The sequence below is a fragment of the Microcoleus sp. D2_18a_B4 genome, from assembly GCF_036702475.1.
Taxonomy (GTDB): domain Bacteria; phylum Cyanobacteriota; class Cyanobacteriia; order Cyanobacteriales; family Microcoleaceae; genus Microcoleus.
The window spans coordinates 1-12,349 of record NZ_JAUBTL010000081.1 but is presented as its reverse complement, the minus strand read 5'-3'; the positions used below and the strand labels follow the sequence as shown (position 1 = coordinate 12,349).

The following is a 12,349-nucleotide window of genomic DNA, read 5'->3' as shown; positions in this document are numbered from 1 at the left end:
GGATTATTGGGATTATTGGGATTATTGGGATTATTGGGATTATTGGGATTATTGGGATTATTGGGATTATTGGGATTGTTGGGATTATTGGGATTATTGGGATTATTGGGATTATTGGGATTGTCGGGATTATCGGGATTGTCGGGATTAGTTGGTTGGTTGGTAGTGACGATCGCACTATTGCCTTGAGTGTAAGAATTGATAAAAGATTGTCCCTGAGTAATCGTACCCACAGCATTGCTGGCGATCGCCCCAGCAGTACCGTTAGTCGTCGCATCTCCCACCGCAAAAGGTATCGGCGGATTGACATCGCCGCCGCCGTGGCGGATCGTAACTGTACCCGCTTGAGTGTCGCCAAGAGTCGAGACGCTAACAGGAGTGCCGTTTTGGTCAAAAGTACCCGTCACTCGAACTAAACCCGGAGTTGCGATCTCAACATTACCGCCTGGAGCATTTATGGATGCAACACTGATATCATTTTGAGCGTTAAGATTTACTGTAGAAGTGCGATCGACCCTAACAACAGGATTAACATTTATTCGTCCAATTCTGATTTCCCTTCCCGCTAAAATTCCCACACTTTCAACAGCACTTATATTACCACTGCTGACAGTTCCCCTGCTGCTAGTGACATCAACTGCAACTCCCCGCAAATCCCGTGAAGTCACATCGAGGGGCGCTCTTAAATTGACATTTCCTGTTGTGGCGTCGGTATTGCCAATATCAATACTTCCCGTATTGCTAGTTACATTAACTCCAACTCCCCGCAAATCTCCTGAATTTACATTGCCAGAAGTTGTCAAACTGACATTTCCTGTTGTGGCCTCGGTATTGCCAATATTAATCCTTCCCGTATTGCTAGTTACATTAACTCCAACTCCCCGTAAATCTCCTGAATTCACATCCAGCGGCGCTGTTAAAGTGACAGTATTTGCTGTGGCAGTAGCGCGGCCAATATCAATAATTCCAGAACTGCTATTTACATTAATTTTTGTTCCCAGCAAATCCCCTGAATTTACATTTCCCGAACCTATTATATTAATATTCCCAATAGATGTAGTATTACCGATCGCTATAGTTCCCCGATCGCTATTGATATCGACTGAACCCCCCAGCAAACTCCCTGCATTTAAGTTGCTGGTTGCTCTCAAAGCAATCGTAGCCGCCGGAGCATTGATGGAATCAACGCTAATATTAGTTAGGGCGTCCAGATTGACTGTAGGGATAATGGGATTAACTGGGTTTGTGGCAACAGGATTAACAGTTATTGCCCCAGCGTTGATTTCCTGTCCCGCTACAATTCTGACATCTCCAGAAGTAGCGATCGCCCCCGTGTTAACATTCCCATTGCTGCTGCTAGCATTGACAGTCGCAGCGGTGAGATTGCCTACCCTTAAGTCCCTAGAAGCTGTCAAACTGATATTTTCAGTTGCTGTAATATTGACTGGTGTAGTATTGGGGACTATAATATTCGGATCGCTCAAAACTCCCAAGGCCCCGGAGTTACTGGTAATATCAACATTAGATCCCTGCAAAGTCCCAAAATTCACATTGCCAAAAGCTCTGAGTTCGATCGCCCCGGAAGTCCCAGTATCGATCGACCCTGTTACTATATTGCCTCGAACAGTATTCAGACTAATACTGCCGTTGATATCAGCACGAGAAATGTCACTTGTCAATATAATATTGTCATTAGCTTGAATATTAATTGTCGAACTAGACGTTAATCTGCCCCCAACTAGCACTGCCCCTTCTCTGCTTTCGAGACTAATTTGACCGCCATTAATATCTCTAGTTGCGATAGTTCCCGGCGCTGACAAAATCACCGGCCCGCCGGCCGAAATATTTTCAACAGAAATCAAATTATTCGATAAAATAGACCCAGGAGTAAATATTGCATCGTCACCTAAAGGATTAGGTTGTTCATTATCACCCGGAGTATCCGTAGGAGAATTAGGAACATTAGGAGAATTTGCCAGATTTGCCACTCCCGCCCGCAGAATTAAGGCCGGACTGCTGGTTAAAATAGCAATATCTGGATCGCCACTCACATTTTCCCTACCCAACGCAATATCGGGGCCGGTAATTGTAATTTCCTCGGCAACAATGCTCCCCCTCGCCTCGACTTTCAGCGAAACTCCGGTATAATCTCCAAAGAAAACATCTCCTTCCGAACTGATAATCGGGTCAAATAAACTGACAAAGTTTCCTGGCATTCCCGACAAATTGCGAATCGAAAAATTGCCACCCGAAACAAAGTGAGCATCCCCCGAAATAACGCCGTTGCTAACCAAACTCAAATTGCCGCCGCTTTGGAATTGCGGGGGAAGAGATAAACCGCCGATCGCATTTTGAGTGAGAATATCAATAGTGCGATCGCCCTGAATGTATAAATTCCCCCCAGCCTGCGCCAAAAAAGGATTCTGGGCGCTGTCCCTGACCCGCACCGCATCCCCACCCAGCAAACTCAAATCCCCCGTAGTTTGCAGCCTAGCGCCCGCTAACGTGAGATTTTCCGCAGCCCATAAATTCGCACTTCCCGCACTCAACTGCGGCAGCCCAGACACATTAGCAGAAATCGCCACATCCCCAGAATTCACCTGCAAACCAGAACCCACAAGCCGCACAGAACCGTCATCCGCAACCGCAACACCCGCCGCCTGATTTTGCCCAGTACCTGTCAGCAACTGCGGCAAAGAAACAGGATTCAAAGTCTGTTGAGAATTACCCAAATTTCCGCCCGTTGCTATTTCCAAACTCAACAAATGCCCCGGTTGACTAATGCGGAGAACATTATCTCCCGGAACAGCAGCAACAGTAATTTGCCCGCCCGCAGCCGACAACTGCCCGGTACTAACAACCGTACCGCCAAGCAAAGCCAAATTTTGCCCCGGAGTCACCGCTAAATTGCCAGCATTAACAATACTTCCCGGTACACCCGCACTAAAATAAAAACCATTTGGCGTACCAACCAACGCGCTAAAATTATTTGTACCTGCAGCATTAAACCAATTTGAACCAAAACCGACACCAGTAGCAGTAGTTGCAGTGAAAGCCGCCGGCACATTCAAACTCGCGTTCGGGCCAAACACAATCCCCGCAGGATTAATTAGAAAAAGATTAGAATTGCCGCCCGTGACAGTAATTAAACCGTTAATTAGCGAAGCGTCCCCGCCAGCAATTCGAGCTAATATATTCTGAATAGCCGGATTAGTCAGAAAATTAGCAATTTGACCTTGATTCAAGCCGAACTGCCCAAAACTGTGAAAAAGATTCGCGCCGTCTCCCGACAAACTGCCGCCGTTGATATCATAACGGTTGCCGATCGGGGTGACAACAGTACCCGTACCGTCAGCAGCAGGCACTATGGGCTGTGCTTGCGCGAAAGTATTAAAAATTAACAAAGAAAATGGACAAATAAATAGCGCAACCTTTTTAATCTTTAAGTTGGCATTTTTCATAAAAAAATTCGGTAAGTGGGAAACGAGCGTGTATTTAGACTACTCGTGGGAAACGACGTGGCGGTTTCAACCGCCTTGAATCTTTTTTCATCGAAACCTCCGGGATACCGTGGGTTCCTTACTACCGCCTTGGGATTGATTGCTCGGTGTACTTTTGTAATGTACTTTCAATGGGACAATTGCCATCTCAAGTTCTCAACCCGCGAGCGCATAGTGTTTTGCTCAAATGAGCCTCCCTTGCGGGGTAATGTGCGCTTCGACCTGGTTATAAAGGCTTGTTAGACCTGCAACACTGTTTTAGTGACTTTAAAACTGTTTAATTGCAGATGACAGAGCCCAAAACTAGCGTCGCATTTTCCGGTGTCGTGACCTAAATAACGTCTCCTCATCAGAGGGGTCTGGTCAGAACAGCTTGCAATTTCTTACAAGCTCAGTGACTTCAGTCCTGAGTTCCTGACAGCAGCAAGTAAAACTATCTCCATTGCCTGAATTATCGCACTTGCAAACAACTTACCTCTAAATTACACATTAATTCGCTCATGACAACTCCCAAAATCAAAAGCTTGTACACAGACGGCGCTTGTTCCGGCAACCCAGGCCCCGGCGGCTGGGGTGCAGTAGTTTGTTTCGCCGACGGCAACTGTCACGAACTTGGAGGTGCAGACCCCCAAACCACTAACAACCGCATGGAAATGCAAGCTGCCGTCGCTGCGCTGGAATTTTTTGCCAATTCCGGTCAAACCGAACCTGTCACCGTTTACACCGACAGCGAATATGTTAAAAACGGCATCACTAAATGGATTCAAGGCTGGAAAAATAAAGGCTGGAAAACCTCAACGGGCAAAGATGTTGTCAACCAAGACCTCTGGCATCTGCTAGACAAGCTGAATTCCCGGCAAATCAAGTGGGAACACGTCCGCGGCCACTCCGGCGACTTCTACAACGACAGATGCGATGAAATCGCCCGCAGCTTCTCCCACAATCTCACTCCCGAACTGCAACAGCAGAAACCAACGGGAGACGAGGCCGGGGCGGGCACGGGGACACCGCCCCTACACCTTGACAACGCAATTGTTTCGGAAGAAACGGACGTAACTGGTAACAAACAGCAGAAACCAACGGGAGACGAGGCCGGGGCGGGCACGGGGGCACCGCCCCTACGCTTTGACAACGCAATTGTTTCGGAAGAAACGGACGCAACTGGTAACAAAACGATAGAATCCTATGTCATAACTTCTGACCTTCCGATCTCCAACTCTACCATGATGGATTCAACTGCCGATACCCTGGAGAACTTGCCCCGTGAGGTGAGGGTTCAGGACCTCCGCAATCTGATCGAAACGTTGCACATCGCCGACGAGGTTGCTACGAAAGGCTACTTGATTACCAGTTCTGAACTGGCTGATTTGATGGATGTAAATGCCAGCGCTGTCACCAGTCGTGGAGACAACTGGGTTTGGCGAAATTGGGTAGTTTCGCGGGTGCGGCGCGAAGGCAACCAAATTCTCTGGCAATTAGAGAGAATCGACCACGTTAGTACAACTGATTAGTGGTTAGTCATGAGTTATTGGTTGATTAATAACTGATGACTAATGACTGTCTCAAAGCAAGATTTGGCAAAATTCCGTAGGGACACAACATTAGTTGTGTCCTTTTAGTCATCAGTTGAGTAAACAGATTAGTTAACATCAGTCCCAGTTAAAAGAAAGAATCCAACTATCTGTAAGCCCCTGCTCACAACCCTCATAAAATCAGTGATTTCCCATCGAAAATCGAAAATCGAAAATCGAAAATAGCATGAGTATCAGCTTGCGAACAGTCACTGCTACCAGATATGTCACTCCTTTGCGCGAGGGCGGGTCGCTACCCGCGATCGTCGAAGCAGATGATGATGGTATGTACGTGCTCAAATTTCGCGGTGCGGGCCAGGGAGCCAAATCTCTGATCGCCGAGCTAGTGGCGGGAGAGATTGCTCGCGCCTCCGGACTCCCTGTCCCCGAACTCGTCTTTGTTGAACTCGATCCCGAACTGGCTCGCACTGAGCCTGATCCGGAAATTCAAGATTTGATCCGAGCAAGTGCAGGCCTCAACCTCGCCCTCGACTATCTCCCCGGTTCCATCACATTTGACCCGATAGCGGGGAAGTCTGAGGCGGATTTGGCCTCAGAAATCGTCTGGTTCGATGCTTTTGTGACTAACATCGATCGCACGCCGCGCAATGCAAATATGCTGGTATGGCACCGCCGGCTTTGGCTGATCGATCACGGTGCAGCCCTCTACTTCCACCACACCTGGAAAGATTATCTCTCGCGCAGCCGCGATCGTTTTCCCCCAATCAAAGACCACGTTCTGCTGCGTTTTGCCAGCACGCTGGAAGCGGCAAATTTAAAGATGACTCAAACGCTAACGCCGGACATCATTCGCAACATTGTTAAACTAATTCCTGATGCTTGGCTGGTGGGAGATTCTCCTTTCAGCGATAGCAACGAACATCGAAATGCTTATATCGAGTACCTGCTAAATCGGCTAGAATCACCACATATTTTTTTGGAGGAAGCGATTAGTGCCCGATCGATTTCTTTATGATTATGCCATTATCCGCGTCGTTCCCAAAGTCGAGCGCGAGGAGTTTATCAACGTGGGGGCGATCGTTTCCTGCGGTACGAAAAAATTCCTCGAAGCCCGTATCGAAATTGATGAACAGCGCTTGATGGCGATCGACTCAACGTTGGATCTGGAAATGATTCGCAATCACCTAGCAGTCATTCCCATCATTTGTGCAGGCGGCTCCGAATCTGGCGCGATCGGTCAACTTCCCCACAGAGAGCGCTTTCACTGGCTCGTAGCACCCCGCAGCACGATCGTTCAGACATCGCGCGTACACACTGGTTTTTGCCAGAATCTACCGGGTGCGATCGAACACTTGCTCGATACAATGGTGCGATCGTCTTGCCGAAAACCATCTGTAAAGGCTCGGTTGCTAGCGGCTGGAATTGATACTCAGGAGATGCGATCGCACTCTAGTTAGTGTCAGCTTGTCGGTTATATCTCACATCTTGCACCATTCTCGCTTAACAGGCAAGATGCCTGTTCCACAAGAAAATTCACTCTTTGTGGAACAGGCATCTTGCCTGTTCCTAAAAAGCTTATTGAGAATGGTGCAATATCTCAGTTAGATGCTACTTTGAGCTTGGTAGGCGATCTATCCATTTCGGAAAACAGTCCGAATAGAAGCATCCTCAAGCTGTTTTAGCTAAAAATGAGAACGCCACAACAAGAGTCTTGACTGATAACTTTTCTAAAGTGTTAGCAGCAGTTTCGCAAGGTAGAAAGATGATGCAAATTGAACAGACAAATATGACTTTCCCTCTCTGGGGTTTAGCAATTTTCATTTTGTGGACGATCGCGGTTGTTATCATGCTGCTAACAGTCAGGATTCGGCATCTATCTGCGGGCGGATCTGTAAAAGATTTCGGCACACAAAACGACGACAGCTTGCTTTGGCGACTCTTTCGAGTACAATCCAACTTGATAGAAAACCTGCCTTTGTATTTGGGAGTTGTTTTTCTTCTAACAGTTAGGGGTGTTTCAGGAACAGCAGTAGATTTGCTGATTGTTGTGTACATTCTATTTCGGCTTGTACATTCAGTGATTCACATCGCTGGCCTCGATCCAAAGTTTCGGTTGTTCAGCTTAGTAATTCAGTTAAGCTGCTTGGTCGCCTTAACTATTATGGCAGTTTTATAGTTGATAAATTACGCGGCACATATATAGTAGGATGCGTCATGGGCAAACCTTAATTGTTTCTTACACAGCGTAAGTCAGGTGTACCTTACAAGTCGATCGCGCCTGTGACATTACTGCCTGTGATTTGGGTAATTTATCGAAGTTTATGAACCGAATATCTCGTGCGATCGCTGTTATTTTAATGGTATTAGGCTGCATTATTTCTGTTTTAGTTCAGCCACCGCAATCAGCCTTAACCGTGCCACATCCAGTGCAAGAATCTCCACAGCGCGGAGGAAATTTGGCTCAGACAATGAATTTTGGACGGCACTTTCAAGAACTAGGAGTTGAAGGCTCGATCGCGATTTACGATTTGAATAGCGATCGGCTTTATCAACACAACCCGCAGCGTAACGCCACAGCTTTTTTACCTGCATCTACATTTAAGATTCTCAACTCTCTGATTTCCTTAGAAACAGGGGTAATTTCAGATGAGCTTGCCGTTCTAACTTGGGATGGAACTCAAAGGCAAATTCCCGCATGGAATCGAGACTTGAATATGAGACAAGCCATGAAACTTTCCGCCGTTTGGTTTTACCAAGTTCTCGCCCGCCGAGTCGGACACGAGCAAATGCAAAAATGGGTAGCTAAAGTCGGTTATGGCAACCAAAAAATCGGTAACAAAGACGATATTGACAAATTCTGGTTAGAGGGAGAACTGCGAATCACACCCAACGAGCAAATTCAGTTTCTCCGGCGTCTATACAAAAATGACTTACCCTTTTCTGAGCGCTCGCTGTCTCTGGTTAAAGACATCATAATTGTTGAACAAACTCCCGATTACACAATTAGGGCAAAAACAGGATGGGCAAATTTTGGAGAACAAACAAAGCCTCAAATTGGCTGGTATGTAGGTTATTTAGAAAAGGATAAAAATGTTTACTTTTTTGCTACAAACATTGACATCCGCAACAATAATGACGGAGCTGCAAGAATCGAGTTAACGCGCCGTTGCTTCAAGGATCTGGGGCTGCTGTAAGTGGGTTATTTGTTCTGTAATATTCGCAAAAACGCCAGCGGGGCGGCTAACGGTGATAGCCAAAACACCCATTTATTCGATGCCTGAGTTCGATCGTAGGAAGCCGAGTCTTTTAAATCTTTTAGGACTTACGCAATTGGCACATATATATATAGCGATTCTACATGAATTGTGTAATTGTTGTAGGGGCAAACCCCCCGTGGTTGCCCCGATCCGTGGGGGGTAGGCACGGGGAGTAGGGGTAGCACTACCCCTACATATTTTTACAACTGATTTAGGATTGCTATAGTTGGTATAGTGCTATGTATCATTTCTCGCAGCAAGGCGACAATCATCTAAGAGAGCATTAAGTTCTTCAACGACTAGCCAGGGGTTTCGACCTTTCAAACAAGCTGCGATTGCTGCTTCATAGGGATTTCTGCCAGTTTTTTTTACGGCTGCGATCGCCTGTTTGTTAGACAATCCCCGCCCGCTGACCAACCAAGCAGCCAAAACCTGTCCTGTACGTCCGATCCCCCCTGAACAGTGAACTACCACCCGTTCACCTTTGCTATTTGCAGATTCCAAGAACGGCAATATGCGATCGATTAAAATATCGCGATCGACCAATTCAAAGTCTGCAATCGGCGCCCAGCAAACTCGATCGCACCCAAATATTTTCCGATATGTTCCCAGTAAATCACTGTAGCGGATGAGTTGCGTCTGAGCGAGCAAGCAGCAAACTTGCTTGATATTATGCCCCTGCATAAATTCAATCCACCCAGCAATTTCTGCATCGCGGTATCCTGGTCTGGCTGCACCAAACACAATTAATTCATTCTCTGAAGCCGCAGCGAATTTGTGCATAATGTTTTCAATATTTTTACTTATAATTAAGAAAGACGAACAAATCCTGAATCAACAGTGAAAAACAACAGCTCGATTGGTTTAATGAACTGGCTGCAACCCAAACCAGAAACCGTTTTGTTATGCGACTCAATTGCAGCAGCTTCTGACATGGCATTTATGCTCAACGGTGAGTGGGATGGGTGCAATAGTTTAGTCCTACCTAAATCCGACAAAGTAGCAATTGAAGCAGCCGCTAGTTTGCTGGAGACATCGTGGTGCTACCAAAATACTTGCGAACCCGTTTTAATTCGGCTGGGAGTTGACGAATTGCTGCGCCGTTATGCGATTGGAGACAGGTTTTTTATTAATGCTAACTTGCGATGCGCGCAATTGAGCGAACTTTGCTTGGAAAACATTGATTTGAGTTATGCTAAATTAAATTTAGCTAACCTCAGCGGCACTAATTTAAGCAAAGCCAACTTAATGGCAGCACAGATGCCAGCAGCAAATTTGAGTTGCTGTAACTTGAGTAAATCGCAACTTGTGAGGGCGAATTTATCAGGAGCAAATTTATCGGATGCTAATCTCAGAGGTGCGGATTTGAGTTATGCAGATTTAAGCAATGTTTGTTTAACAGGTGCTGATTTAAGAGGTGCAAATTTAGCGAGAACAGACTTAAGAAAAACCAGCTTAGATGGGGCGATTGTTGAGTAATATCAAATCCAGCTTAAATACTCCCTCTCACACCCTCTGCATACATCCTGTCAACATTTATCTGCGTCCATCCGCGTATATCAGCCACCATCTGCGGTTAAAGTTCCAAAGTAATTAACTGAGCAATTTCGTCAGTCTGAAAACCCAACGCCATCGGCTTTTGTACTTGAGGAATTACTTGTACATCATAGAGTTCTGTGACAATTCCTTCAAACCGCAACCAGTGAACGATCGCCCCCGTAGTCAAATCAATCACCATCATACCACAGCGAGCCTCAGCATCCTTGGCTGCTAACAACTCATCCAATTCTAAACCGCTAAAAGTGTTGTCACCTCCCCTCGGTTTCGAGAGTCCAACAATAGCCCAATTTGGCCAAAAAGCTAGTCCTCGCACATATCCCGGACAAAACGTAATCGCCTCAAATTTCCCTGTATCTAAATCCACATAACCGAATTCTCCTCTCCCCGAATTCAGTAGCCACAATTTGTTTTGATACCAGCGCGGTGAATGCGGCATTGACAATCCTGTGACGATGATATCATTAGATTCAATATCAATAACTATACCGCCATTTTTTCTGCGATCGCGCCAGCCATCCACCACATCCGACTGACTCGACGCTGTGACATATTTCGCTTCCCCAGCTACCATTGCCAAACCGTTGAGGTGACAGCGGTCTTCATTTATATATTGTGAGATAAAACCGGGTTTCCAGAGAGGTTTGCAACTGTGGCGATCGCTCAAAGTAGCGATACAATTAAACAAAGTGCTAATAAAAATGATTTGATTATTTTTATCGACTGCGATATCGTGAATGTCGATATCTCCTGTAGTATAACCTATTCTTGGTATATATAATTTATCGTATCCTTGGTATAACTTCCCGGATTCTAAGACATTATCTAATTGCCAGAGTTGATATTTTGAACTTAAATAAAGGCGTTCCGGCGTGCAGTAGAGGCCCATTGCGCGATCGAATATTCGCCAAAAAGCCGAGATTCTGTTCGTTTCGGGTGCAGCACCAATTAACATTAACCTGCTGGTTTGATAGGTGGTGCAAGCGAGACTGATTTGTTGAGAGGTTAACCAAGATGGAAAATCGCGATCGCCAAAAATATCGTGTTCTTGGGCTGTATTGACATTTGTGTCGTTATTCATAAAACCTGTAAAATTTTAATTTCCGTATGGGCGGGTTTTACAGACAATAACTGCCTAAAACTCACAATCTCATAAACCCGCCCCCACCCAACTATAAATCAAAATGTACCTCTTGAATGTAGAGGTTTCCTTCACCAACCATAATTGCCTAAAACCCAGAATCTCACAAACCCGCCCACATCGACCTGAGATAATTTCCGTAAAAACCCCCAGAACAGGTATAAATATTTACACATAGTTGATATAATTTATTGTGGGTGTAAAATATGAGGATTTAATCATGGTCTGGGATTTAAATATTGAAATCAACGATCCAGAGATATATCTTAAGCAAGTATCGGGTATTACTAAACATATTTTCTATTCCAAAGATTACAAAATTCAATGGCGGCTTGCTAAGTTAAAAAACTTCGAGTTCGTGAGTGTTGTTTGGGAAGCTGGGAGTACATATACCGCAGGATATACTTTTCCTGGAAAAATAGGTTTCACATTTTTTGACAGCGATCATTTATTGAAAGTTGGGTCTAACGAATTCATCGTGAACGATCGAAATTTGCTGATAACTCAGCCGGGAGGCGAACTAATCCATCTTCAGCACTCAGCCACATACAGCGCAATATCAATTTATATAGATGAAGCTCGATTTTTAACTGAAATGAGCAAGTATCTTGACAAATCCATTGAACGTCCTAACCTGGTGCAAGTTATCGATCGCACTACTCTTTACGGTCGATCTCTATATCAAATGGTCATAATGCTGTCGAATTTGATTGACACTAATGGACATCCACTGGTAATTGACAATTTAGAAACCGCTATTTTTTCTACCTTAGTCCAAGGTTCATCTTACAACACTTTAGAACCATCGATTATTAAAGTATCGGAAATTTCGATCGCCCGCGTGCGAGAGGCGGCCGAATACATCCGAGCAAATATGAAACAAGAGCTGACAATTGCACAAATTGCTTCCGCCATGAACTGTAGCAGTCGTTCTTTGCAAACAGCATTCGCTCGTTATTACGGTGTCTCTCCCAGTCAATTTTTGCGAACTGCTCGACTTGAAGCCACTCGTATGGAGTTAATCGAGAGCAACAAAACGATTACGGAAATTGCGTTTGAATATGGCTTTTACAATCCTAGTCGCTTTACAAAATATTTCCAGCAGCATTTTGGGAAAAAGCCTTCGGACATTTTGCGAAACTAATCTTTCGCAATTTGGCTAGCGCAACCAGGAAGCAGCAAATTATAAATATTGTTAGGGAATAAATTGATACACAGGTTAACGGAATTCAGACCAATTTTTTATGAGGTCCCGTAGAATCTGATCCCCCCTAGCCCCCCTTAATAAGCTATGCTTTATAAGGATCTTTCTTAACAAGAAAGTTGACAAAAATAAACATCTATGATGTTAAACGATCGGGT

The 12,349-nt window shown here is 45.2% G+C and carries 10 protein-coding genes; 7 read left to right on the top strand and 3 right to left on the bottom strand.

Annotation, left to right across the window (positions count from 1 at the left end):
• Window positions 1-3,461, bottom strand: a 3,461-nt coding sequence (locus tag QUB04_RS29535) for a two-partner secretion domain-containing protein (RefSeq protein WP_333290032.1), incomplete at its 3' end; no start/stop codon positions are given.
• Window positions 3,462-4,000: 539 nt separating this feature from the next.
• Here QUB04_RS29535 and rnhA point away from each other — a divergent pair.
• The 5 genes from rnhA to blaOXA all read left to right on the top strand — a co-directional run bounded on the left by rnhA (window position 4,001) and on the right by blaOXA (window position 8,226).
• Window positions 4,001-5,011, top strand: coding sequence for a ribonuclease HI (gene rnhA, locus QUB04_RS29530; RefSeq protein ID WP_333290030.1), 1,011 nt, complete (start codon window positions 4,001-4,003; stop codon window positions 5,009-5,011).
• A gap of 247 nt (window positions 5,012-5,258) precedes the next feature.
• The gene (locus QUB04_RS29525) at window positions 5,259-6,047 is read left to right on the top strand and encodes a HipA family kinase (protein WP_333290028.1); all 789 of its coding nucleotides are present in this window, start codon (window positions 5,259-5,261) and stop codon (window positions 6,045-6,047) included.
• Window positions 6,025-6,489 carry a DUF3037 domain-containing protein gene (locus QUB04_RS29520; protein WP_333290026.1) on the top strand — a complete coding sequence of 155 codons (465 nt, stop codon included), beginning with the start codon at window positions 6,025-6,027 and terminating at the stop codon, window positions 6,487-6,489. Before QUB04_RS29525 ends, QUB04_RS29520 begins: the two co-directional genes overlap by 23 nt.
• Before the next feature lie 305 nt (window positions 6,490-6,794).
• On the top strand, window positions 6,795-7,208 hold the full coding sequence (locus tag QUB04_RS29515; RefSeq protein WP_333290024.1) for an MAPEG family protein: 414 nt from the start codon (window positions 6,795-6,797) through the stop codon (window positions 7,206-7,208).
• A 145-nt stretch (window positions 7,209-7,353) separates the two neighbouring features.
• Entirely contained in the window at window positions 7,354-8,226 is an 873-nt protein-coding gene (gene blaOXA, locus QUB04_RS29510) for a class D beta-lactamase (RefSeq protein ID WP_333290022.1), read from the top strand.
• 300 nt (window positions 8,227-8,526) lie between these two features.
• Here the strand turns inward: blaOXA and QUB04_RS29505 are convergent, their stop codons facing one another.
• The gene (locus tag QUB04_RS29505; protein ID WP_333144232.1) at window positions 8,527-9,072 is read right to left on the bottom strand and encodes a phosphatase domain-containing putative toxin; all 546 of its coding nucleotides are present in this window, start codon (window positions 9,070-9,072) and stop codon (window positions 8,527-8,529) included.
• A gap of 57 nt (window positions 9,073-9,129) precedes the next feature.
• On the opposite strand from QUB04_RS29505, the gene QUB04_RS29500 reads away from it, so the two are divergent.
• On the top strand, window positions 9,130-9,768 hold the full coding sequence (locus tag QUB04_RS29500; protein ID WP_333290020.1) for a pentapeptide repeat-containing protein: 639 nt from the start codon (window positions 9,130-9,132) through the stop codon (window positions 9,766-9,768).
• 97 nt (window positions 9,769-9,865) lie between these two features.
• Here QUB04_RS29500 and QUB04_RS29495 read toward each other — a convergent pair whose 3' ends face one another.
• Window positions 9,866-10,927 (bottom strand): TIGR03032 family protein, encoded by a 1,062-nt coding sequence (locus QUB04_RS29495; protein ID WP_333290018.1) that lies wholly within the window; start codon window positions 10,925-10,927, stop codon window positions 9,866-9,868.
• A gap of 280 nt (window positions 10,928-11,207) precedes the next feature.
• Between QUB04_RS29495 and QUB04_RS29490 the strand changes: the two genes are divergently transcribed.
• The gene (locus tag QUB04_RS29490; protein ID WP_333290016.1) at window positions 11,208-12,131 is read left to right on the top strand and encodes an AraC family transcriptional regulator; all 924 of its coding nucleotides are present in this window, start codon (window positions 11,208-11,210) and stop codon (window positions 12,129-12,131) included.
• Window positions 12,132-12,349: the final 218 nt, after the last annotated feature.